The following is a 25,086-nucleotide window of genomic DNA, read 5'->3' on the forward strand; positions in this document are numbered from 1 at the left end:
TTACTCAACAATAATTTAATTCATCTACTAAAGAATTATTTTAGTAGATTATGGATAATCCATTCTATATCATCCCTACTTTATCACGCACTGCACATATTACCAACCTATATGTACAAAAAAGAAAAAGAAAATTTACAAAAGTAAGATTCCCTTTAAATTATTAACAAAAAAGAGGATATCCTCTAAAAAATTGATGTCATCAATCTTTTCGGATATCCTCTTATCGTATTAGTTATACGTGTTTTTTCATATCATCGGCAACAGATTCAACATTTGTACCTACGATAACTTGGACACTCGTGTTACTTAATTTCATAACACCTTTCGCACCAGCACGTTTTAACGCTGCTTCGTTTACTTGACCAGCATCTTTTACTTGTAAGCGTAGACGTGTTGCACAGTTATCAATAACAGTTAAGTTTTCTTTTCCACCTAAAGCTGCTACGTAAGTTTCACCAATTGAACCTGCAACTGGTGCATCACCATCTTCAACTAACTCATCATCATCTTCACGACCAGGAGTTTTTAAATCGAACTTCTTAATTAAGAAGTAGAATACTATGAAATAAATTGCTGCGTAAATTAAACCGATACCTGCTAGTAAGACTGGTTTTGTTGCAATACCGAAGTTTAAAGCGTAATCGATTGCACCGGCACTAAATGAGAAACCATCATGAATGCCAAGTGATGTTGTAATAAATAAAGAAAGACCTGTTAGTACAGCATGAATACCATATAATACTGGTGATAAGAACATGAATGAGAATTCAATAGGCTCTGTAATACCAGTTAAGAATGAAGTTAATGCTAGACCAGCTAACATACCAGTAACTGCTTTACGCTTTTCTGGTTTAGCAGCTGCAATCATCGCGAAACATGCTGCTGGTAAACCGAACATCATAACTGGGAAGAAACCAGTCATAAACATACCCGCTGTTTTATCTCCGGCAAGGAAACGAGCAATATCACCATTAACAACATTACCTGCTGCATTTGTAAAGTCCCCAAATACAAACCAGAAGTATGTGTTCATTACGTGGTGTAAACCAATTGGGATTAATAAACGGTTTAATAAACCAAACAATCCTGAACCAATTGCACCTAAATTAACAATTCCATGAGCTAATGCATCAATACCATTTTGAATTGTTGGCCAAATTTGTGCAAATAGAATTCCTAATATCAGCATCACAACTGATGTAACAATTGGGACGAAACGTTTTCCAGCAAAGAAACCTAACCATTCTGGAAGTTTAATCTTATGGAATTTATTATAAAGAAGTCCCGCTATAACACCGACAATAATACCACCTAAAACCTTCATATCTACTTTAGTCGATAATTCAGCAGCCTTAGATACTTGTGTCATTGTATCCGCAAGCTTAGATGGATCTACATTTGCGCTATTACCTATTAAATCTTGGACTTTACCCAATTTATCTTGTAATTCAGCAGTTGAATACCCTTTGCTAAGCGCATCAATACTATTTTTCATAACAAGATAACCAATTGCACCTGCAAGACCTGCTGCACCACTACCATCCACTGAAAGACCGATTGCAATACCAATTGCAAAAATAAGTGCTAAGTTATCAAAAACTGCTGCGCCGGCCTGTGCCATAACAGGAATATCAAATACATCTGGTTGCCCTAAACGAAGCAATAATCCTGCTGCTGGTAGTACTGCGATCGGAAGCATTAAAGCTTTACCAATACGTTGTAAAAACTGCAACATTTTAATTCCCCCTAATCAAATTTATGAAATCGTTATCATTATAAGTACGCTTTAGAAAACGCTTTCTATTACATAACCATAATAACATATAGTTGTATAGATGTGTAGTTTTTATTTCTGAACTTTTTATGGATAAATCTCCTATTTCCAAACTGTTATATAAAAGGAAAATTCTCCTTTTTAAAATACAGAATACTCGAAACGAAAGACCTATTATAGCACATTGAACTTTCGTTTTATCATTCCACTTTTTCATGTTATTATTTATTTCCGAGCATATCGGGAAAAGTAAACTTAGTTAATTCAAAATAGGAGCGTTGGTACTATGCAGTGCATTGAAACAAACAACTTACAACAGTTGTTAGAACAAGTAAAACCATATACGAAAAAAGGAAAACTTGCTACTTATATCCCCGAACTAGGAAATGCAAATCCAGACGATTTAGGGATTGCCATTTTCCATAAAGAAACAGAATATATCCATGCAGGCAACTCACAAACACTATTTACTCTTCAAAGTATTTCCAAAGTAATTACACTTGCCCTTGCCCTTTTAGACCGTGGTGAAGAATATGTATTTTCTAAAGTTGGAATGGAACCAACGGGTGACCCATTTAATTCTATTATTAAGTTAGAAACGACAAGTCCGTCCAAACCCCTTAATCCAATGATAAATGCAGGAGCTTTAGCTATTACAAGCATGTTAGCAGGAAAAGATAACGAGGAAAAAATGGAACGTATTCTTCATTTTGTACGTGAAATAACAGATAATCCTACTATTAATTATTCCTCTAAAGTTGCCGATTCAGAACTAGAGACAGCTTACCTAAACCGTTCACTTTGTTATTATATGAAACAAAACGGAATTATCGATTGTGATATTGAAGAACTTATGGATTTATATACTCGTCAATGCGCAGTTGAAGTAAACTGCATCGATTTAGCACGTATCGGCTTAATTTTTGCAATGGATGGATATGATCCATATAAGAAAAAACAAATTATCCCTAAGCATATTACAAAAATTTGCAAAACATTTATGGTCACATGTGGTATGTATAACGAATCTGGTGAATTTGCAATTCGTGTTGGTATTCCTGCAAAAAGTGGTGTAGCCGGTGGTATTTTTGGCTGCGTAAAAGGAGACATGGGAATCGGTATTTTCGGACCAGCTTTAGATGCAAACGGAAATAGTATTGCCGGTTTTAAAATTCTTGAACTTCTTTCTGCTCAAGAAGGTTGGAGCATTTTTTAATCGCGAGTTATCCTGCTATACCAGCAGGATTTTTTATTTCGCCAAAACCTCACTTTTGTCAGTTATCAATCCTCTTACAAAAACAGTGCTGAAAGTTTCTCTATATCATGCATATTTGTTCCCCCCTCCTGAATAATATAGTACAACCTAGCGCTATATGTGGAGGTGTGAAAGATGAAACTAATATTTCAAATGGGAAAACAACCTGTTCTTGAAAAAACAATCCTTCTTTTTATATTGAGTATTGTAGAAAGCTTGAAGTTAAAAGTTGTTTCACTCGACGAAGCTCACCGATACATATTCAATTTAGAAGTACTTGAATTATTAATGGATCGGAACATCGATGATCAAGTACTTGAACTTATTCATTTCGGGATGGGACTTGAAGACATTTATCATGTGCTTCCTGAAGAACTTGAGCATACGATTGAGGAATTAAAGTGGCTTTGCATTCAAGTATTAAGTGAGTACAGTATGCATGAAGAATCCGAACAATTAATTGAAGATATACGGTAAAAAAGCACCTATGTAGGTGCTTTTAATGTTTTTTTAAACTATTTTTATACGCCTCAATATTTACTGGTAGCTCTTCCTCTTCCAAAGTATGTTCATTTACATCTTTATGAATGAACGCACCTTTAGGTGGTTGATGATCATGCCCTTTTTTCTTATGATCAAATGCTTTCCCGCGTCCCATACAAATCCCCCTTTCTTAAAAGAAATCCGTATTAGTATGGAGAAAAGTACGTCGATATATGCAATCTCTTGCTGTATTTCCAAGGAAATACTCGAACCTTGTTTTCTACTCTCCTTACAACAACTGATCGATCCCAATAAGAATTAATAATAGTCCTGCGATAACTGTCGCCCATTTCCCTAAGTATTCTGCTAAAAATCGTTTTCCTACATACGCAAAACCACTAATACAAATAAAACTAAACACCCCAGAAATAGTCGCTGTAAGCCAAAGATTTAAATTTGTTACCCCTGCATCAAATCCACCTGCAATATTATTAATAGACAACGCAACTCCTAAAACAATTGCTTCTGAGAAACTAATTGTTTTAGAACCATCAAAATCTGCTTTTTCCGGATTACGTAAAATGCCCATAAGTACATTACCATCTTTAGAACCTGCAGTATTTTTTTGACCCAAGAAAGGCTGGCACAAAATAAACACACCGATTACCCCTAAAACGATTGCTCCAATCAGATTTGCTGTAAACTCTGAAATAAATAACGCAATCCAGTTTCCAAAAAATCCAGCTAGTAAAGTAAATAAAAATCCAAAGAATGCGATGATAAAATTGTTAAACCACGAAATACGAATTTTACGAATGCCATATGCAATTCCAACACCTGCATTATCTAAATTAGAAGCGATCCCGATTAAAAAAATTGAAAATAAGCCTACTGTACTCATAAATAGTCACCCCTTTTTCTCACTTTTCAATGCATATTATGAAAATGTTGAGCAACTGTGCCTGTCTGTTTCATATACTTGTAATAAATGCTCAATATTTTTTCAATACTAAAAAAGGAGTGCCTACACTATGGCTAATGAAAACCCGAATGATCGGCTTGGCAAATTAATAAAAAAACTTTTAAAAGAACGCGCCTTATCTATGCGCCAACTAGGAATACTTACAAATATTGATCCTGCAACAGTCTCAAGAATTATTAATGGCAAACAACCGCCAAAACAAAAACATCTACAAAAATTTGCAGAATGTCTTCAAGTTCCACCCCAATTGTTATTTGATGAAATGTACCCTGATTCTCCTCACATAAATAAAGAAAAAACAGATATGTACACATCTCTTGATACCATTCAGCAAACGCTGCAATCCTCTAACTTATTCGATTTCGATTACACTACAACTCGCGTAAAACAAGAACTCGAAAATTACGAACGCTATGCCCAGACAACAGAAGGCGAAAAACGTATTCATGACAGTTTCGCAAGTAAATTAGAGCAAATTGATAGTGCTGGTCCTTTTATTGAACAATTAACAGATATGTATCAACAATTTTGCAATGAAACCATTTCAAAAGAAGAACGTGCAGTTCTTGGGAGCGCATTACTGTATTTCATTTTATCGACAGATATTATTCCCGACTATCTCTTTCCAATTGGCTATTTAGATGATGCGATCGCCGTTGAATTAGCAAAAGAGAAATTAATGGAACTAAAACGAAAGACCTAGAAAAATAAAGAACTATTTCAGTTGTTTCTATTTAACTCTGAAATAGTTCACTAAAAAATCGTACAAGTATACATACCTGTACGATTTCAACATACTAATCTATTTTTTCATATGACACCATTCATATATAAATGCTGTTATTACTTTTGTAAATTCAATTAACTGCTCTACTTCTACTTTCTCATTTATTGAATGAGCTTCCTCTAATGTGCCTGGTCCGTAAATAACAGCCGGAATATGAAATTCACTAAACCAACCACCATCCGTTACCGTTGCAGACATATCTAAAATTGCGTTTTTAGAAAGAATTGATTCATGTACTGAGCTAAGCGTTTTTACAGCTGTATGTTCAATATCTATTTCTAAAGAAGGGAAAATTTCGCCACGATCCACAATCATTGATTCTCCGCCCCACTTAAATTGTGGTGGATTTTCACTTAGCCATGGATCGGCAGCTGCTACTTTACCGATATACTCTTCAATTTCTTTTATTATTTGTTCATGTGTTTCATTCGGATAAAAGTGCACTGTTATCCATAACCGGCACTCATCCGCAATAAAAGCTGCATGTCTTCCACCCTCAATAACAGCTGGATTAATTGTTGTTGTTCCAGACGGATAGCCTTCATATGTTTTCATAACTGCCCAATGACGCTCTAATTCTTGTAAACTTTGCACAATTTTCATCATTTTTTCAATTGCACTCGCTCCAAATAAACGTCCTCCAGCATGAATCATTTGCCTACGCGTTGCATCATGAAACGTTTGAGGGCTTTTCACAGTAATCCAGCCAGTAATTACGCCGCCCTGTCCTTGCATATGTAAATTACTCGTATCCACTACGACTGCAAAATCAGCATCATAACCTCTTTTGCAGCATTGAAGTGTACCAGCTTCTCCAACTTCTTCTCCAATTACGGATTGAAAGATTAAATCTCCAGGTAATTCAATACCAGCTTCTTGTAATAGCTGAATAGCAAATAGCGCTCCAGCTAGTCCCCCTTTCATATCAGCTGCACCACGTCCAACTAACCAACCATCTTTTATAAATGGCTCAAACGGATTTGTTTCCCACGCCTCATCTGCCGATACTTCAGCTACATCCATATGACCATTAATGATAAGACTTTTATATGAATCACTTTTTATTCCTTTTTTAACCCCAACAACGTTTGGGTCATTCGGATATACATCCCATTTATCAATACTAAAATTTCGTTTTCTTAGAAACTCTGCAACAAATTCTTGCGCTTCATTTGTATTTCTCGCTGGCGGTGCTGGTGTTTCAAAACGAATTAATGTTTTTGTAAGTTCTAACAATTCCTCTTTCCTTGAATCTATTTGTTTTAATAACTGCGAAACTTCTGGATTCATCGCTAATTCCCCTTTGCATACATAGTATGTTTCCAGCTTTATTTTCACAAAAAAAGAGACTGTTTACAATTTTACAGTCTCCTAATTAATCACTATTATAAACTCTCTACTTCCGTTGTATTTGTCTTTTCAATATGCTCTACATTACTTCCCTTATTTCTTGTAGCACGATAAAACAGTAAACAAACAATCGTAAATGGAATACCACAATATAATGCCATTCTTTGTTCTGGAATAAAGGCCATTCCAACGATTACTGTTAAATTTAATACTAACGCAAGAAGTGGTACAAATGGATACAATGGTGTTTTAAATTTCAAGTCCTTCACATCCCCGCCCTGCTTTATGTATGACCTTCTAGCTAATAAGTTAGATAGAGCAATAGATGCCCAAACTAGTATCGCTCCAAATCCAGCGATAGAAAGCAGCCATAAATAAACTGTATCTTCCGCATAAATACCTGATAATAATGAGAGACAACCTACAATTGTGCTTACGATTAATGCATAAATAGGAACACCGTTTTTAGATAACTTTCCAAAAATTGGACTAATCATTCCTTGATTAGACATAGACCATAGCATACGCGAAGTTGCATATAATCCTGAATTCGCAACGGATAGTACTGCTGTAATAATAACGAAATTTATAATATCTGCTGCATAAGGAATACCAATTTTATCAAATACAACTACGAATGGACTTTCTATTACTCCTGCTTGCTGCCAAGGGAATAGTCCAGCAAGAATAAAAATAGATAGTACAAAGAAAACAAGTATACGCCAAACTGTATTGTTAATTGCCTTCGGGATCGTTTTCTCTGGATTTTCACTCTCACCTGCTGCAATACCAACTAATTCTGTTCCTTGGAAAGAAAAATTAACTGCAATCATTGTAATTAAAATGGCTGATAATCCATTTGGAAACAATCCACCATAATCAGTAAAGCTAGAGAACATTGGCGCTGGTTCATTCCCTTTCATATCTAGAAACCCAAACATTGCTGCCCCGCCCAAAATAATAAATGCAATAATTGTAATTACTTTAATACTTGCAAACCAAAATTCCACTTCCGCAAAACTTCTTGAAGATAACGCATTAATAGCAAAGAGCAGTACCGCGAACACTACACACCAAATCCATGACGGTACATCAGGAAACCAACGTTTCATCAAAATACTAACTGCAATTAATTCAATACCTATCGTAGCAGACCAGTTTAACCACGACATCCATCCCACTACATAACCTGCTGCAGGAGAAATATGCTTTGTCGCATACGTTTGATAAGACCCTGCGTCAGGCATCGCAACTGCTAACTCTCCAAGACAGAGCATCGTTAAATACATTACAAATCCACCGACAAGATACGCTACAATTGCTCCTCCAGGTCCAGCTTCATGAATCGTATAACCTGATCCTAAAAAAAGTCCTGTACCAATAACTCCACCGAGTGCAATCATAAATATGTGCCTGCTTTTCAATTCTCTTTTTAATCCTTGGTTTTGATCCATCATATAAATCCCCCCCTTTTCACTTTGCCAATCCATTTAATGTAAGCGTTTTTAAAATTCTTCACCGTAAAAATAATGATTTAAAAGAGCAAAAATACACATCACTTACATTAATCACTGCCTGTTACTAAAAGGTCATCCCTTACTGTTATTAATAACTTTTGATCAGCAATAGCTTGTCCTTCTACTACTTCTAATGATTCAATATAACCACTGATCCCTATCTTAATTTCTACTTTCTGTTTATCTATTGTTTCAATTAATGCTAATTTCTCCCACTCGTATACGTAAGAACTTTCTGTAACAAATAACTTCTCTACTTTCCCGTAACAAGGACTATACACGCATTCTATAACCGTCTTCACTTTATACACTCCTCCTTCTTATTAGTTGGTACTGAAACGTTGCATATCCCTCCTTTAGATATATCAATTATTATTTATGCAAAATGCGTACCAATCTCCAATTCCTATTTAAAATGAAGGTTTCTCAAAAAAAAAAACTTCATAACCGCAAAATTTTTCTATCATTTCAGAGATTTTAAAAGGAAAATAGCAAAAAATTTTTGCGATTTTATAAGAATTTTAATAAAATTATAAAAAGTCAGTCTTCATAGGGTGGAATGAGGAGAAGATAATCTATGCGTACAGAAGAAATTAATTTAAAACAGATCATTGAAATGAATATGCTATATGAAACTTTACTCAATGAACTCGACATCGGAATTCATATTATTAATGAGGAAAGTAAGACGATTATCTATAACCGCAAAATGATGGAAATTGAATCAATGGAGCGCTCAGATGTGCTATATAAAAGTCCTTTAGAAGTATTCGCATTTGAAGAAAATAAAAATAGTACTCTTATAGAGGCATTAAAATTTGGAAAAACAAAGAAAAATATAAAACAAACGTATTTTAACAATAAAGGACAAGAAATTACAACGATTAACGATACTTTTCCTATAATAGAAAATGGAAAAATTAAAGGCGCTATTGAAATATCAAAAGAAATTAGTAACTTAAAGCAAACAATAAGAATGGGCCCTTCTCGAAAACAAAGTACTAAATTTACCTTTGATCACATAATTGGTGATTCTGAAGCTATTCAATCAATCATTGCTGAAGGAAAAAGAGTAATTCGTACATCTTCCTCCATACTTCTAGTAGGAGAAACAGGCACTGGGAAAGAACTATTTGCACAAAGCATCCATAATGAAAGTCAGCGTTCAACAAAACCCTTTATTTCACAGAACTGTGCCGCTATACCTGATACACTCATGGAAAGCTTATTATTCGGTACAAACCGAGGTGCATTTACAGGAGCTATCGATAAAGCTGGTTTATTTGAAGAAGCGAACGGAGGAACTTTGTTATTAGATGAAATCAACTCATTAAGTCCAGCACTTCAAGCGAAGTTACTACGAGCTATACAAGAAAAAACAATACGAAGAATCGGAGGCACACACGAAAAAGAAATTGATGTTCGTATTATAGCAACTATCAATGAAGATCCTTTCGAAGCCATCGCACATAATCGATTAAGAGAAGACTTATATTACCGATTAAGCGTCGTTACTTTATGTCTTCCGCCTTTACGTGAAAGAAAAGAAGATATTCTAGCTCTTGTTCAGCACTTTATTGAAAAATATAATACTCAATTTGGGCTCAACGTAACCGATGTAGATGTAAATGTAAGAGAATTTTTCTATGCATACGATTGGCCTGGAAACGTACGGGAGTTGGAACATATAATTGAAGGTTCCATGAACTTGATAGAAGATGAAACCATCATTACAGCGTTTCATCTGCCTACTCGCTTTCGTGAACGAATAAAAACAGAATTCAATATGCAGCATGCACTAACTAATCACAATACTGATGCACCTAAAACTTTAAAACACACAATAGAAAAAATGGAAAAGAACTACATTAATCAAATTCTTAAAGAGAATCATGGCAACATTTCACAAGCTGCAAAATTTTTAGGATTAAGTAGGCAAAACTTACAATATCGAATTAAAAAACTGCATTTACACATATGAAATGAACATGTCTCCAAGTGCAAAAACAACTTGGTAAAATATGTTATAATAAACATATAACATGCTAGAAAGGGGCTATATATATGAGTAATGATAAAAAATTAAAGTTATTACAATACTTATACTTTTTCCCTGCCATGCTCTGTATGATGTTATTCATTAATGCCGATGTAAGCAGCTCTCCTTATGCAAAGCTATTAGGAACAATTTTTGGCTCCTTTGCAGCTATTATGCTTGCTGCTTTTTGGAATTTAAAGCTACGAAAAATGAAAAATCTTCGTAATACTAAAAAAATCGAGCTACTTAGCCCGATTTTTTTATTTGCCATTAAAACTCAACATTCTCTAAATACAACCCACTTGCCTCAGCAAGACAATTAATTTGATTGCGCTGCTTTTCTTCTAAAATGTTTGAAATTGCTTCAGCGTCTAATTGTCCTAATCCAACTTCAATTAATGCCCCGACAATTTTTCTTACCATATTATGAAGGAAGCCGTTACCACTTACTCTAATTTGTACAAACCCTGCCTCTTCCATCACATCAAGTGTATATACTTCTCGAACCATAGATTTTTTCTTTGATTTCGCATTTGAAAAAGCAGTAAAGTCATGTGAACCAACTAAATGTTTCGCAGCTGCTTTCATGCTTTTCACATTTAATTTTTTATTCACATGCATGCTGTATTTACGCATAAATGGATTTGTATGCTCTTCATTCCAAATTTTATACAGATATGTTTTTGCTTTAGAATTGTAACGAGCATGGAAACGATCATGTACTTCTTCCACATTCGTAATGCTAATATCATTAGGTAAATATTGATTTAAATATTTTTTCACTTTATGTTCCACTAACTTCTCATCACTTTGAAAGTTAGCAACTTGATTCAAAGCATGTACACCAGCGTCTGTTCTACTACAACCGATAATTTCAATTTCTTTTCCGATCATTTCAGATATGACACTTTCGATTTTTCCTTGAATCGTATTATCGTTATTACCAAGACGTTGCCATCCTTTAAAACGTGCACCATCGTACTGAATTGTTAATTTATAATTATGCATAATATTCTCCTTCATAGAAAATATTCCCTCATACCATGAGGGAATATTAATAAACTTTACTTTCTAACAAGCTTCACTACATTTTCTACGTGAGCTGTATGCGGGAACATATCAACTGGTTGCACATACTCCACTTCATAGCTCTTCATTAATGCTTGTACATCACGTGCTAATGAAGAAGGATTACAAGACACGTACACAACTTGTTTCGGCTTCACTTTTAAAATTGTTTCCAGTAATTTATCATCGCAACCTGTACGTGGTGGGTCGACAACAATTACATCTGGATGCCATCCTTCTTTTACCCATTTCGGTAACCATTGTTCAGCTTTACCTGCTTCATATTTCGTATTTGTAAATCCGTGACGCTTTGCATTTTTTCTTGCATCTGCAATCGCTTCTGGAATTACATCCATACCACGTACTTCCGCTGCATCATTTGCAAGCCAAAGACCGATTGTACCAACACCACAGTACGCATCCACAATCTTCTCGTTTCCTGTTAACGCAGCTGCTTTTTTCGCTTCATTATACAAAACAACTGTTTGCTCTGGATTCAACTGGAAGAATGCACGTGCTGATAATTCAAATGATAAATCGCCAAGTGTTTCTTGAATGACTTCTTTTCCAGCTAATTTAAATGTTTTGTCGCCAAAAATAACAGATGTTTTACGCCAGTTTACATTTTGCATAATTGATTTAACCGCTGGCATCTGTTTTTGTACTTCTGCAATAAATTGTTCTTTATTTGGTAATTCTTCTTTTGTTGTAATAAGTGTAACTTGTACTTCCCCTGTTTGAACTGCAGTACGTGTTACAATTGTGCGTACTAAACCTTTTTGTTTTTTCTCATTGTAAATAGAAACATTTAATTTTTCTAAAATACGTCTTACAACTTTTGTCGCTTCATTCGTTGCTTTATGTTGAATCATACAGTGAGCGATATCAATTAACTGATGTGAGTTTTGTTTATACAGCCCTGTAATAACCTTTTCGTCTTTACGCCCCACTTGTAATTGACTCTTATTACGATAATGCCATGGATTTTCCATGCCAAGCGTTGGGCGAATTTTCTCTTCCATACTATTTTTCATGTACTTCTCAAATGCTTGTACAACGATATCACGCTTTTGATTCAATTGTTCTTTATAATCTAAATGTTGCAGCTGACAACCGCCACACTCCTCATATACTGGACACGGTGCTTTCACACGATGCGGTGAAGCTTTACGAACTTTTTTCACTTTCGCTTCAGCGAAGCCACGCTGAATTTTCGTTGTTTCTGCAACAACTTCTTCTCCTGGTAATGCCCCTGGAATGAAAACAACTTGTCTCTTAAAATAACCAACGCCTTCTCCGTTAATCCCAAGACGTTTAATTGTCACAGGAAACGTTTGACCAACTTCCAACTTACTCTCATGTTGCTTTTGTATCATTATTACACCTCTACTCTATACTTTTCCATAAATATAACGCTGCATAACTGCAGTATGGTTCACACTCTTGTTTCACTTTTTCTAAAAATGCATCATCAGGTTTATCATCTAATTGAAATATACCTTGCACTGCACGTTGAATCCCAATGTCTGCTTTCGGGAACATATTTTTCCGTCCAAGCCCAAACATTAAAAAGTTTTGCACTGTCCATGCACCAATTCCCCTAATTGGCAACAATTGTGCTGAAATGTCTTCTTCCGTCCCATTTTCTATACTCGCTAAATTTAATGTACCACTGACAATACTTCGACCTAATCCTACTATATATTCAGCCTTTCGCTGACTAAACTTCTGCTCTCTCAATTCTTCTATTGAAATATTTGCTACTATTTCCGGAGTGGGGAAAAAGAATACACCGTTCTTCTCTGTTCCATACCGTTTCACAAATTGTTCTGTTAACACAGTAGCAAATTTCAAATTTATTTGTTGATGAATGATACAGCGAAGAAGACAAGCAAAATAATCAAATTCTAAAATAATTGGAGTATAAGCATATGTTTCAAATAGTGGACGTAATGATGTGTTTAAAAAATGATTTTGTATATCTTGAAACGGTTCATTCCAATGAAAAATGGCCCTCATTCGTTTCATGACTTTCTCTGGGTCTCCTGTCTGACTAGAAATCCAAAACTGTGGATTTTGAACAGTACCAATCCCTTGTAAGCGAACAACAACCTGTTCCTCGTCTATACAAAGCGGGATATAAATAACTTTCTCATCTAATTGAATGACGTTAAGAGGATCAAAAGATAAACGTTTTAATACTTCTTCAAAATGATACGGATACTCTAACGTAACATGCTCGCTCCACATACGTTTCCCCATCCTTTTTACACATCATTATAGCATGAGAAAACCGTAAGCATACATGCTTACGGTTGATTGCCTTTTACTAAGTCATCTAGACTTTTAAAATGATACCCTTTCTCGCGCAAATCATCAATGATTTTTGCAAGTGCTTCTGCATTATCTTTTGATATTGCATGAAGTAATAAAATAGATCCTGGATGAATCATCGTCATAACATTATTATGCGCATATTGCCATCCTCTTTGCTGATCTACTTTCCAATCCAAAAATGCAAGTGACCAAAATACATTATAGTAGCCCATTTCTTTCGTAAGAGCTAACGTTCTTTCACTAAATACGCCGCGCGGGGGACGTACATATTTCACTTCTTTTTGCCCGGTTACTTTCTTAATTTCTTCCGTTACACTTGTTAATTCTTGACGAAGTTTCTCATCGTTTACCGCTGTGAAATCAGGATGACTCCAAGAGTGGTTTCCAATAATGTGTCCTTCATCCTTCATTCTTAACAATAAATCTTTTTGCGTTTTAATGTAATGCCCCGTTACAAAGAAAGTTGCTGGTACTTTTTTCTCTTTTAATACATCTAATATTTTCCCTGTGTATCCATTCTCATATCCATTATCAAATGTTAAATAAATATCTTTTTTCTTCGTATCTCCTAAATAAAACCCGCCATTTTTTTGTAGTAAATCTGTATATAACTTTCCTGCATCTGGTACTGTTTCATTTTTAGGACGCGGGATTCCCCAGTTATGTGGAGTATTTGTATAAGCCAGTGCTGAAACTGGAACAAGTGCCATCATAATTGAAAAAATGAGACCGATATATAACCATTTATATTTCATAAATAGTCTCCTTTCCATATATAATCGTACTTGTAGTTTCTGTTGCTACGCATTCTTTCATGCTAAACATGTTTTTCTATATATACCAAAAAAATGCATCTCGAATCATTCGAGATGCATTTTTTATTTACTTAAATACTGGCTCTTTAAAGCTAGCTAATTTTTCAAGTGATGTTTTATCAACATCTGCATGTAAGCTATTACCATGAGAGTCCATCGTTACAACTGCTTTAAACCCGTCGATACGTAAATGCCACATTGCTTCTGGAATACCAAATTGTAAGAAATCAACATCTTTCACTTCTTTAATACATTCAGCATAATATTGCGCTGCACCACCGATTGCGTTTAAATATACACCGCCGTGTTCTTCTAAAGCCGCTAATGTTTTCGCACCCATACCGCCTTTTCCAATGACAGCGCGAATACCGAATTTCTTCATAATATCGCCTTGATACGGTTCTTCACGAATACTTGTCGTTGGACCTGCCGCTTTAATTTGCCAATTGTCATTTTCATCTTTCACAACAACTGGACCACAGTGGTAAATAATTTGTCCATTTAAATCTACTGGACAATCATTATCCATTAAATGCTTATGGATTGCATCACGACCTGTATACATCATGCCATTAATTGTTACAACATCACCAACGCGAAGTTCACGAATTTGCTCTTCTGTAATTGGTGCTTGTAATACAATCTCACGTTGCTCTGTTTTTTCTTGTACTTCATGCTGAAGTGTATCTTCACCTTCTTGATATAGCCAATCCATAATGTCTCCTGTTTCAGGATGGATTTTCACACCAAGGCGACGATATGCCCAGCAATTATACGCAACAGATACATAGAAACTAGCTGGCAAACGATTATAGACGCCAATTTTACAACCAAGTAAAGTTGTTTCTCCGCCAAATCCCATCGTACCAATGCCAAGCTTATTCGCATTTTCTAATACGTACTCTTCAAGATGTTGTAACTCTGGTACTGGATTGACATCATCTAATGTACGGAATAATTGATTTTTTGCTAATTCATAACCTGATGTGCGGTCTCCCCCGATACCAACACCAATTACACCTGCACTACATCCTTGCCCTTGCGCTTGATATACTGCATGAAGAAGGCATTTACGAATCCCTTCTAAATCACGGCCAGCTCGTCCAAGCCCTTCTAGTTCACACGGTAAGCTATATTGAATATTTTTATTCTCACAGCCACCACCTTTTAGGATTAAACGTGCATCAATATAATCTTTTTCCCATTGTTCAAACTTAATCACCGGTGTACCTGGTCCTAAATTATTTCCACTATTATCTCCAAAAAGAGAATCAACAGAATTGGGACGAAGTTTACCATCTTTTGTCGCCCGCTCAAGCGCATTATAGATAGCTTCCTTCAACTTTAATTGATTCACACCAACTGGTGTATAAATTTTAAACGTTGGCATCCCTGTATCTTGGCAAATCGGCGAGATGTTATCATCAGCCATTTTAATATTATTTGTAATTGTGCCAAGTGCCATCGCAGAACGAGTCCCTGCATTTTCTCGCTCTTTCGCTTGTTGAATCGCACGACGAACATCTTTCGGTAAGTTCGTTGACGTTTCAACAATTAGTTGATACATGCTTTCTTGAAGCTTTTCCATTGTTACTTCCCCCTCAATTGTGAACGCTACCAAAACGTTATGAGCTGAAAATTCAATTGTTATGCTCTTTAGCTATTTATTTGTTTCACGCTATTAGAGCATAAATGAAATTTTTCACAACTTGATTATACCTCTTTTTCTATCGTCCTTCTATTACCCGAACAGAAAAAGGCTACCAAATTGGAATTGGTAGCCTTTTTAATATATTATTCGTCTTTTTTAAATTGCTCACATTTTAATTCTAATTCATCTAACATTGCAAGAAGACGATCTACATCTTCTAATTCTACTTCTTCAGGTTCAATTGTATCAATTACTTCAATGAACATATTTAAACGTTCTTTTAAATATACTAATTGTGTATCTTTATCTTGAATTGCTTTTCCCATGAAGGCACTCTCCTTTTAATTCGAGTTGCTTTTATTATACCGCAAAAACGATTGCTATGGGCATGAAATTTCATCAATTTTGTCACAGTCATCCACTATAATGTAAGCCCTCTCTCTTTTCATGCTAAAAAGTTTCACTTTATAAAAAGCACATATTCTTCTATTATAGAGAATGGACAAATTGTTATTTCAATAGTCAAAGGAGTATTTCATATGACGATATCACAAAAAATGAAGCCGATTACTCCTTCTTACGATCCATGGGAAGCGTATATGGACCTTGAAGAGTACGGCAAACTACTATTAACAAATGTTGAATTTACAACGACGACGTTATGCAATATGCGCTGTGAGCATTGCGCTGTTGGTTACACGTTACAGCCGAAAGACCCAAATCCGCTTCCGATGGATCTTTTATTAAAACGATTAGATGAGATTCCTCATTTACGTTCTTTAAGTATTACTGGCGGAGAACCTATGCTTTCAAAAAAATCCGTCGACAACTATGTAACACCACTCTTAAAATACGCCCATGAACGAGGCGTTCGCACTCAAATCAACTCTAACTTAACTATAGATTTAGCACGTTACGAACAAATTATTCCTTATTTAGACGTATTGCATATCTCTCATAACTGGGGAACAATCGATGACTTCGTTGAAGGCGGATTTGCAATGATGGAGCGTAAACCTACTTACGAACAACGTGCAAAATTATTCGAAAGAATGATTACAAATAGTAAGGCTCTATCAGATGCAGGTGTACTTGTATCTGCCGAAACAATGTTAAACAAAAGAACTCTACCACATATTGAACATATTCACCGCCAAATCGTCGAAGAGATGGGCTGTAAACGTCATGAAGTTCATCCAATGTATCCAAGTGACTTCGCGAGTAATCTAGAGATTTTAACAAAAGCTGAAATTCGTGATGCGATTGAGCATTTACTAGAAATTCGCGATGAAAATGTATGGATGTTATTTGGAACTTTACCTTTCTATGCTTGTAGCGATGACGAGCGAGACATTGCCACATTTAAAAAGTTACAAGAGAGCAAAAATGTAACTGTTCGTAACGATCCAGATGGTCGTTCACGCTTAAATGTAAATATTTTTGATGGCAATATTATCGTTACTGATTTTGGTGATGTTCCACTTCTAGGAAACATACAAACAAACACATTACAAGAAGCGTATGAAAAATGGAGCGCTTCAAAAACTGCAAAATCATTAAGCTGTCACTGTCCTGCAGTAAAATGTCTTGGACCAAATGTTCTTGTAAAAAACAGCTACTATCCGACAGAAGATTTCTTATCAAAAACAGCAAACATTACATTATAAAAAAACGTCAGCTTATAAGCTGACGTTTTTTCATGTTATTGCGAGTGAGAAGAAGAAATGAATTTAAAATACAAATGATCATGAATTGGAATAGCAGCTCCAATTCCTTGAGAAGTAATATTTTTCACAACAAGTCTTTTTTGATTTCCCTTTAATACAAGATACACTTCTCCAAATGTTACTTTTCCTTTTTCATTTACTGCTGGTGTATAAGCGTATAAATATCCAAGTTGACTCGGACTAATATTATACACACGCTCATGTCCAGTACCATAACCAATGGTCGTTTTAAACGAAAGGGGTAATTGTACTTTTTCAAGTGCTTTGAGAAGCATCATTTTTTTCACATCTGCAGCATCTTTCATATCTGCTGTTAAATCGCCTTCAACCGTCTTTTGTGTTTCTTGCTTATAGCGAAGTGGATATAAACGGTCTCCTCCGCGATTATCATACACATTTCGATTCACTTGTTTATATTCCCAATTAATCGATGTGTCTACTGATTCATAATGTAAAGCCCATTGACCCAAATAAATTTTTGCCCGATACCCTACTGCAAGCGGCGCATTTGAAATTGTCGTTTCATTAAACATCCGAATTAAGTCTGGATTTTCAATTTTAATATTAGCCGTTTTCAATAGCTCTTGAGCAAATTTACTTGGTTGTAAACGCGGCAAATCTTGCGCATCATTTGGAAATGTATTGTCTTTTGAAATATTTAAAACAGATGAAGGCATTTTTGTTCCTACTGTTGTCTTTGCAAAACTCATGTTAGGAAATAATAAAATAAACGAGACCATAGTTGAAAGACATATGCTGTATACTCGTTTCACCTGTCTGGCTCCTTCCTATGTAGGTATATATACTACTTCGTTTATTGTTTTCTCTGAGCGCAATTGTTATGCCTATTTTTCATAATAAATAAAAACCAATTCCCATAATGACATACGCCGCTAGTAAAGTGCCACCTTCAAACCAGTTTGTATCTCCATCATTGGAAATCGCAATCGTTAAGAAAACGGCTGTAATCATAGACACAAGTTCTGGTATGGTAAATACTAAAGGCATCCTTTGCGCGAAGAACATAGATAGCAATACTAATACAGGAGCAACAAACATGGCGATTTGTAATGTAGAGCCTATTGCAATTTCGACTGCAATATTTACTTTATTTTTATAGGCCATAATAATTGCAGACGCATGTTCCGCTGCATTCCCAACAATTGCAACGATAATAACCCCTATAAATAACTCTGACCAGCCAAATGACTTTGCGACAGTTTCAAAAGTATGTACGAGTGCCTCTGACACATAAGCTACTGCCAGTGTTGCTATCGCTAAAATAAGGAGCGCCTTCCCTTTCGACCACTCTGGCTCTTCTTCATGCGCTACTTCGTCACTTTTATGTTGATATACACCACGGTGCGTAACTAACTTAAATAGTAATGCAGCAAGGTACATGATAATCATAATAATAGAAACACCTATACTTAATTGATACGTCTTGCCAGCGTCCATCTTCATTGAAAAGATCTCTGGAATAACAAAGGCCACAACAACAGCAAATATTAATAAAGCTGAATTATGCCTTGCATCATATACATTAAAACTTTGTCTTTTGTATTTAAGACCTCCAACAAAGAAAGATAACCCTCCTACCAATAATAAATTTCCAAGGACAGAACCGGTTAAAGAAGCTAACACCACTTCAATTAACCCTGCTTGGAGTGCAAAAATTGAAATGATAAGTTCAACAGCATTACCGAAAGTAGCATTTAATAACCCGCCTATTCTAGGACCAGAAACAATTGCTAAACTCTCTGTTGCTCTTCCCATAAAACCAGCTAATGCGATAATCGTAATACAATACACAGCGAACATAAGTGTTTCTGGCCAATGAAGTGTTTTTCCAAGTACAGATAGTGGTACACCTATAAGTGCTACTATAAGAAATATTTTATTAAACATGCTTTTCATCCTTCCATCGTATGTATTTCTCCTCAATATTATTATTATTCTTCTCCTAACTTGTCCGATTTCATCACAATTACGTTTAAAAAATCGACTTGAAGAAAACAGTATGAAAGATATTTAAATTATCTTGTTTAAACAGAGAAAATATAAATTAGGAAAAGAGGTAAAGAATATGCACTTAAAAGAGAAAATTGCAACTATTATCCAAGGACAACGTACCGGTGTATTATCTACAGTACGTAACGAGAAACCGCATAGTGCCTTTATGATGTTTTTCCATGAAGATTTTGTACTATATGTTGCAACAGATCGACAATCAAAAAAGATAACAGATATTGAAAACAATCCTAATGTCCATGTATTACTCGGACGAGAAGGGAAAAAATTAGATGAAGATTATATTGAAGTTGAAGGGTTAGCTTCAATTGAGGAAGACTCGACATTAAAAAACAAGTTTTGGAATAATAGCTTAAAACGTTGGTTACTCGGTCCTGAAGACCCTAATTACGTATTGATAAAAATCAATCCCGACACAATTTATTACATCGATGGTGCCGGTACGACGGAGCCTGAGTTTTTACGACTATAAAATAAAACAAGCCCCCCTTAGGTGGGCTTGTTTTGTCGAAAAGTTCTTTTGAAAAAAACAATAAAATAGGTGGAACTTTCCAAAGAATCTGTTATATAATAGAAGTAACTTAAAAAAACTGTATTAAAACAGATTGAGAGGAGAAATAAAATTGATGAAGAGAGAAGAACGCAAAAACATGATTGAGTTTATTGAAAAGAAAAAAGGGATTGAGCGTGACGAATTACTGTTTATGACAGACGATGAAGTAGAACATATTTATAATGTAACGTACTTTTTATATGAGGAAATTGCAGAGTAGTATAATAATCCCCACCTTATTAAAAATATAAGGTGGGGATTATTTCGTTATTTAGCCCACTATTTGCAGGCAGTAAAACTCCCACCTTAAAATTCAGGTGGAGCAAGAAGTTAAGTTGAAGTCGCGCTTTCTATAAAGCTCAATTGCTTCAACTTTATACATGAGAATCATTTTCATGTATAATACTGTAAGATTGGAGGGATTTTACTATGAGTTCGTGGCTCTTATTTGCACTATTATCAGCAATTGCTGCTGCCCTTGTATCGATTTTTGGAAAGTTTGGTTTAGACGGCATCGATGCAAACGTTGCAACAACAATTCGATCTATTATTATGACATTATTTATGATAGGCGTTATTATCATACAAGGTAAATTTCAAAATATCGGCGACGTGCTGCTAAATAAAAAAGCACTGCTATTTATCACATTAAGTGGGATTGCAGGTGCTTCTTCATGGCTATTTTATTTTCTTGCCCTCAAAACAGGAAAGGTTTCACAAGTAGCTCCTGTCGATAAATTAAGCGTCGTATTTTCTATCATTCTCGCTATGATTATCCTCGGTGAAAAGTTAAACTTTATGACCGGCGTTGGTGTAGTCTTTATTACAGCTGGTGTATTATTTATTGCTTTCAGCTAAAAAAACCGCTATTAGCGGTTTTTCTTTATGTACAACCATACAACACATGTAACAACTGCTGAAATTAATAAAATCCATATTCCATAATGATGTAAACTATACTCAACGAAGCGCCACTTCTCGCCTAACTTCCAGCCAAGCCCAATAAAAACACTTATCCAAATGAGCGCACCACCGTAAGCGTACAAACAAAAACGCCAAAGTGTCAAATTTGATACCCCAGCAAAATATGCCGTTAAATGACGTACTCCCGGTATAAAATAACCAATCATTAAAAGAAATGGCCCATATTTTTCAAATAAAATATGTGTTTTTTCAATGTGATGTTCTTTAATTCTAATTTTCGGCCCATATTTCTTTAAAACAGGGAGCCCAAGTTTTAAACCTAATATGTAGCTTAACGTGATCCCTAACATCGCACCAGCCATCCCACTTAAAAAAGCAGCAGTTCCTGACATAACTCCTTTTGAAACATTATAACCAACAAAGGTCAATAAAAACTCGTCTGGTATCGGTAATCCGACAATCCCACCAGCCAAAGCTATAACAATTCCAAAATAGCCATAATGCGCGATTAACTCGCCAATATGTTGTTCCATTCGGAAGACACATCCTATGCACGATCGTTATTCCACATTGTACCCTTTCTATCTTTAAGGCAAACATGGTATACATATTCACTATACATTGTTTTTATAATGAACTCTACTTCTATTCTTTCCTTTAACAGAGATAAAGTGAAACTTTAATCAGTGGGAGTTTTGTTCATCCTCTACTAATTATTAACCTATGCCAATCTTGCTTCTACAGACATCCCGACTCCCACATAACTTACTTACATTCAACAATTTTGAGATTAGATTCTTACTGCCTGCAAATGACCCGATAAAAAATAAAAATTCATATGCGTGTTTTTTTGTTACAATAAAGGAAAGTTACTTTTCGCAACGGTTTAACTCTCAAGAAAAATGATATATCTAGCAAAAACATAGTTTGGTCTATATAATGCAACTTCTACCTATTAAAAGAACATACACCCTTTTACATACAACATCATTTTTCTAAATTATACAGGGGGGAACGAACATGACCATTGAAAATCAATTTATTCAAAAAGTTTACTATAAAACATTTTTAACAGAAGAAACTTCTACTCCTGCATCGGAAGTACTCGGTGAAGCATATATAAATGAATCTAAAAATGAATTCTCTAACATTTCTAATATTCGATTTGCTCAAGGTGAATTTTATTATCAAAATAAAGATTTTGAAGCAGCTATATTTAAATGGGAAAAAGTAAATAATGCTCTTGCACTTTGGGCGACAAAAAATATTGCAGATGCTTATTTTGAACTAGGATTCTTACCAAAGGCAGAAGAAATTTATCAATCTATTCAAACGGAAGATACAACTCTTACGATGGAGGTTTCCTTACAACTTCTTTCTCTTTATATCGAACAAGATCGTTTAGGACTCGCTTTTAAGACGATTAGTGAAGCTGTTGCATTCCAACCGGATTATCCAAATATTACTGCAATTGCACGTTCTTTCTATGAAAAACAAGAAGATTGGAACAACGCTATCGAACTAGCTGTTCAAGAAGGTATTCGAACACAATCTTTACACTGGTTTGATACATTAATAAATTACATAAACAAAGGATTTACAAAAAATATTAAGCCTGAATATTTCTATGAGTCTTTAAAAGCTCTATATGCTGTTGATCAAGCTCAATTTAAAGAACTTGTTATTGCTCTTTGGAATAGCTATCAACATGAATCCTTATACCTTCCTTGGATTCAAAGTATTAATCATTTATTCTTGCATATTGAAACAGACAATAATGACAATTGGAATGAAATTTCTACTCGCTATCAAGAAACATACTTTGCATTAATTACCGGAAATCACTTTATGCATGAATTAAACGGACTTGTACCAAATTTATTAACAAATTGGTTCAGTTTAACGAAAGCAAAAGATTCTCTAGTTGTCTCTGCAGCAGTGTTAGCATGGAATGAAGTCTCACCTGCAACTTTAGAATCATTACTCGTAAAAAGTGCTGGATCCTTACTTTCTAATACATCAGCTGAAGCAGATGTAAATATGGAAACAGTTTCTCATTTATTCGAAACAATCGCTGTATGGGCTGAGAAAAATGATGTAGATTTAAGTCATCAATTTACGCTACTCGTCCATGAACTATGTGATTTAAATGTCACACCACTACTAATAGCTGGAACTAGTGACCATGATAAAACATCATTTGTTAATTCAATATTGGGAGAGAACATCTTAACTGAAACTTTAACAACTCCTATTCTATTTAAAGACGCTAGTCAAACTGAAATAACAGAATTTACCGAGTTAGATATACGAAATATCCCTAACCTTGATGAATTCCATCAAATAACGGCTACATCTGCTCAGTCAGAACTTGAGAAAAAATGTATAGAAATTAAGCTACCAAGTAGGTTTTTAAGAAAAAATAAGTTTACATTTCTTCTTACACCATCCATTCAAGAGCAATTGGATAAAAACAATGCATACTTTGAATACTTACAAGCAGCAGATAGTCTTGTTTACGTATTAAATTCTTCTTCACCATTGCATAGTAAAGAAATTGATACATTAATTTATTTACGTGAACAAGTACCAAACTTACAAATTCACTTCGTATTACACACAAATAATACGACTACTAATGAAAAACTAATTAGTAAACTTAAAGTACATTTTCCAGATGCACAACTCTTCCCATACTCTCCTTCGCAAGAGAGTAGCCAGCAACTTGGAGATGTAACAGAATCTATTCTCTCTAATCTTGCAAAGCGCGATATAGAAAAAGAACGTATAGAAAAGCTAATATGGTTTACACAAAAGACAATTGCTTATCTCATAAATGAACGTGTGGAATTAGAAAATACATTAGTAAAATCCGTACGCTGGAATAAACACATCTCAGTGAAACTTACTGGATTTATTAATAACCTTACTGCTCTTGAAAAAGATAAAATTCGCTCTATTACCGAATCCTATCTTTTAACGAAAGAAGAAATTACACGAGATATACATTCTCAAATTCCTGAATTATTACAGAGTTGCTCTGATCTTGTTCAAGAAGATAGTGATTTCAAACTAGTTCATGAAGAATTAAATGCTGCAATGAATGAACGTGTTCAAAAGCATGTACAACAGGTACTTCTTCCTAAATTTACTGGGTCTATTCAAGAATGGATTGAAACCGCACATAATGAATTTATTCAAGCTCAAGCTTATTTAGATGAAATGAGTGAAACGTTTAATAAATTATATAAAGAAGAACGTATGAAACTTCCTTGCGATTTCAAATTATTAGATGATTGGAATCGAGATGTTGCACGAATGACAAATCGAATTACAGTAACGAACATCAATATTTTATTACGCTTTACACCGACACAGTTTTTCTTAAAAAGTGCCGGAAAATTATTTGGTAACATGCAAAAAAACCAATCTATGCTCGCCAACAAATATAAACAATATATTGAAACAGAAGACTATACAGAAATTGCTCACACAATTTCCAAACAATTCTTCCTTCAATTTGAAGTATTTGAAGGTGCATTAGAACGTGATATCATGATGTTCTTCAAAGATCCACTTAATATATTGAAACAAAATGTAGATGCAGCTCAACTTGAGATAAAGGAAGACGAGCAAACATTAGCAACGCTAAGAAGCAATCCAGAAACATATCATGATCCTTTGGCGTTATTTAAACTACAATTACTACAACATAAATTTGTTTTAAGTACTACAAAGAAACATGAAAATATCTTTGTATCAAACGAATCTCCTACTGTTTAAAAAAAAAC

The 25,086-nt window shown here is 34.9% G+C and carries 24 protein-coding genes and 2 pseudogenes; 10 read left to right on the forward strand and 16 right to left on the reverse strand.

Annotated elements, in window-relative coordinates; all coding sequences use genetic code 11:
- Positions 1–235: 235 nt before the first annotated feature.
- On the reverse strand, positions 236–1,738 hold the full coding sequence (gene nagE / locus MKY38_RS19820; RefSeq protein ID WP_000938892.1) for an N-acetylglucosamine-specific PTS transporter subunit IIBC: 1,503 nt from the start codon (positions 1,736–1,738) through the stop codon (positions 236–238).
- A 141-nt stretch (positions 1,739–1,879) separates the two neighbouring features.
- Positions 1,880–1,994: pseudogene (locus MKY38_RS19825) on the reverse strand (transcriptional regulator).
- Between the two features lie 69 nt (positions 1,995–2,063).
- Here MKY38_RS19825 and glsA point away from each other — a divergent pair.
- A complete protein-coding gene (glsA, locus tag MKY38_RS19830) occupies positions 2,064–2,993 on the forward strand; it encodes a glutaminase A (RefSeq protein WP_001149850.1) in 930 nt (309 codons plus the stop codon).
- Between the two features lie 174 nt (positions 2,994–3,167).
- Entirely contained in the window at positions 3,168–3,509 is a 342-nt protein-coding gene (locus tag MKY38_RS19835) for a DUF3969 family protein (protein ID WP_000766604.1), read from the forward strand.
- A gap of 22 nt (positions 3,510–3,531) precedes the next feature.
- Here MKY38_RS19835 and MKY38_RS19840 read toward each other — a convergent pair whose 3' ends face one another.
- Together MKY38_RS19840 and ytaF are read right to left on the reverse strand one after the other, a co-directional pair.
- Entirely contained in the window at positions 3,532–3,690 is a 159-nt protein-coding gene (locus tag MKY38_RS19840; RefSeq protein ID WP_000532409.1) for a hypothetical protein, read from the reverse strand.
- Positions 3,691–3,804: 114 nt separating this feature from the next.
- Positions 3,805–4,416 (reverse strand): sporulation membrane protein YtaF, encoded by a 612-nt coding sequence (gene ytaF / locus MKY38_RS19845; protein ID WP_000108731.1) that lies wholly within the window; start codon positions 4,414–4,416, stop codon positions 3,805–3,807.
- A gap of 130 nt (positions 4,417–4,546) precedes the next feature.
- On the opposite strand from ytaF, the gene MKY38_RS19850 reads away from it, so the two are divergent.
- A complete protein-coding gene (locus MKY38_RS19850) occupies positions 4,547–5,200 on the forward strand; it encodes a DUF1232 domain-containing protein (RefSeq protein WP_114555806.1) in 654 nt (217 codons plus the stop codon).
- Positions 5,201–5,299: 99 nt separating this feature from the next.
- On the opposite strand, the gene MKY38_RS19855 is transcribed toward MKY38_RS19850, so the two are convergent.
- From MKY38_RS19855 to MKY38_RS19865, 3 genes are all read right to left on the reverse strand, one after another.
- Entirely contained in the window at positions 5,300–6,574 is a 1,275-nt protein-coding gene (locus tag MKY38_RS19855) for an acetylornithine deacetylase (RefSeq protein ID WP_194138344.1), read from the reverse strand.
- Between the two features lie 95 nt (positions 6,575–6,669).
- Positions 6,670–8,091 carry an amino acid permease gene (locus MKY38_RS19860; RefSeq protein ID WP_114555808.1) on the reverse strand — a complete coding sequence of 474 codons (1,422 nt, stop codon included), beginning with the start codon at positions 8,089–8,091 and terminating at the stop codon, positions 6,670–6,672.
- Positions 8,092–8,198: 107 nt separating this feature from the next.
- Complete coding sequence (locus MKY38_RS19865) at positions 8,199–8,453, reverse strand: biotin/lipoyl-containing protein (RefSeq protein WP_000859480.1); 255 nt, start codon at positions 8,451–8,453, stop codon at positions 8,199–8,201.
- Positions 8,454–8,728: 275 nt separating this feature from the next.
- On the opposite strand from MKY38_RS19865, the gene MKY38_RS19870 reads away from it, so the two are divergent.
- Together MKY38_RS19870 and MKY38_RS19875 are read left to right on the forward strand one after the other, a co-directional pair.
- Complete coding sequence (locus tag MKY38_RS19870) at positions 8,729–10,132, forward strand: sigma-54 interaction domain-containing protein (protein ID WP_114555809.1); 1,404 nt, start codon at positions 8,729–8,731, stop codon at positions 10,130–10,132.
- Positions 10,133–10,215: 83 nt separating this feature from the next.
- Positions 10,216–10,404 (forward strand): annotated as a pseudogene (locus tag MKY38_RS19875) (hypothetical protein); the annotation flags it as partial.
- 55 nt (positions 10,405–10,459) lie between these two features.
- Here the strand turns inward: MKY38_RS19875 and truA are convergent.
- The 6 genes from truA to MKY38_RS19905 all read right to left on the reverse strand — a co-directional run bounded on the left by truA (position 10,460) and on the right by MKY38_RS19905 (position 16,386).
- Entirely contained in the window at positions 10,460–11,197 is a 738-nt protein-coding gene (gene truA / locus MKY38_RS19880) for a tRNA pseudouridine(38-40) synthase TruA (RefSeq protein ID WP_114555810.1), read from the reverse strand.
- Between the two features lie 56 nt (positions 11,198–11,253).
- Positions 11,254–12,633, reverse strand: a complete 1,380-nt coding sequence (rlmD, locus tag MKY38_RS19885) for a 23S rRNA (uracil(1939)-C(5))-methyltransferase RlmD (protein WP_070179676.1) — start codon at positions 12,631–12,633, stop codon at positions 11,254–11,256.
- 10 nt (positions 12,634–12,643) lie between these two features.
- Positions 12,644–13,507 (reverse strand): DNA-3-methyladenine glycosylase family protein, encoded by an 864-nt coding sequence (locus MKY38_RS19890; RefSeq protein ID WP_000269422.1) that lies wholly within the window; start codon positions 13,505–13,507, stop codon positions 12,644–12,646.
- 59 nt (positions 13,508–13,566) lie between these two features.
- Positions 13,567–14,349, reverse strand: coding sequence for a delta-lactam-biosynthetic de-N-acetylase (pdaA, locus tag MKY38_RS19895; protein ID WP_065224814.1), 783 nt, complete (start codon positions 14,347–14,349; stop codon positions 13,567–13,569).
- A 127-nt stretch (positions 14,350–14,476) separates the two neighbouring features.
- The gene (gene fumA / locus MKY38_RS19900) at positions 14,477–15,997 is read right to left on the reverse strand and encodes a class I fumarate hydratase (RefSeq protein WP_000413523.1); all 1,521 of its coding nucleotides are present in this window, start codon (positions 15,995–15,997) and stop codon (positions 14,477–14,479) included.
- 206 nt (positions 15,998–16,203) lie between these two features.
- Positions 16,204–16,386: an SE1561 family protein gene (locus MKY38_RS19905; protein WP_000513558.1), complete on the reverse strand. Its 183-nt coding sequence runs from the start codon at positions 16,384–16,386 to the stop codon at positions 16,204–16,206.
- A gap of 213 nt (positions 16,387–16,599) precedes the next feature.
- Between MKY38_RS19905 and yfkAB the strand changes: the two genes are divergently transcribed.
- A complete protein-coding gene (gene yfkAB / locus MKY38_RS19910) occupies positions 16,600–17,727 on the forward strand; it encodes a radical SAM/CxCxxxxC motif protein YfkAB (protein WP_000156023.1) in 1,128 nt (375 codons plus the stop codon).
- 35 nt (positions 17,728–17,762) lie between these two features.
- Here the strand turns inward: yfkAB and MKY38_RS19915 are convergent, their stop codons facing one another.
- Together MKY38_RS19915 and cax are read right to left on the reverse strand one after the other, a co-directional pair.
- On the reverse strand, positions 17,763–18,560 hold the full coding sequence (locus MKY38_RS19915) for a YfkD famly protein (protein ID WP_002102695.1): 798 nt from the start codon (positions 18,558–18,560) through the stop codon (positions 17,763–17,765).
- Positions 18,561–18,639: 79 nt separating this feature from the next.
- Positions 18,640–19,695, reverse strand: coding sequence for a calcium/proton exchanger (gene cax, locus MKY38_RS19920; protein WP_000482139.1), 1,056 nt, complete (start codon positions 19,693–19,695; stop codon positions 18,640–18,642).
- Between the two features lie 178 nt (positions 19,696–19,873).
- Between cax and MKY38_RS19925 the strand changes: the two genes are divergently transcribed.
- From MKY38_RS19925 to MKY38_RS19935, 3 genes are all read left to right on the forward strand, one after another.
- The gene (locus tag MKY38_RS19925) at positions 19,874–20,290 is read left to right on the forward strand and encodes a pyridoxamine 5'-phosphate oxidase family protein (protein ID WP_000550219.1); all 417 of its coding nucleotides are present in this window, start codon (positions 19,874–19,876) and stop codon (positions 20,288–20,290) included.
- 154 nt (positions 20,291–20,444) lie between these two features.
- Entirely contained in the window at positions 20,445–20,591 is a 147-nt protein-coding gene (locus MKY38_RS19930) for a BH0509 family protein (RefSeq protein WP_000817786.1), read from the forward strand.
- Positions 20,592–20,800: 209 nt separating this feature from the next.
- Complete coding sequence (locus tag MKY38_RS19935; RefSeq protein WP_114555811.1) at positions 20,801–21,229, forward strand: EamA family transporter; 429 nt, start codon at positions 20,801–20,803, stop codon at positions 21,227–21,229.
- An 11-nt stretch (positions 21,230–21,240) separates the two neighbouring features.
- Here the strand turns inward: MKY38_RS19935 and MKY38_RS19940 are convergent, their stop codons facing one another.
- Entirely contained in the window at positions 21,241–21,828 is a 588-nt protein-coding gene (locus MKY38_RS19940) for a DedA family protein (protein WP_065224811.1), read from the reverse strand.
- A gap of 487 nt (positions 21,829–22,315) precedes the next feature.
- Between MKY38_RS19940 and MKY38_RS19945 the strand changes: the two genes are divergently transcribed.
- On the forward strand, positions 22,316–25,078 hold the full coding sequence (locus MKY38_RS19945) for a tetratricopeptide repeat protein (protein WP_114555812.1): 2,763 nt from the start codon (positions 22,316–22,318) through the stop codon (positions 25,076–25,078).
- Positions 25,079–25,086 lie beyond the last annotated feature (8 nt).

The organism is Bacillus sp. FSL R5-0585, from assembly GCF_038004545.1.
Classification (GTDB): Bacteria; Bacillota; Bacilli; order Bacillales; family Bacillaceae_G; genus Bacillus_A; species Bacillus_A cereus.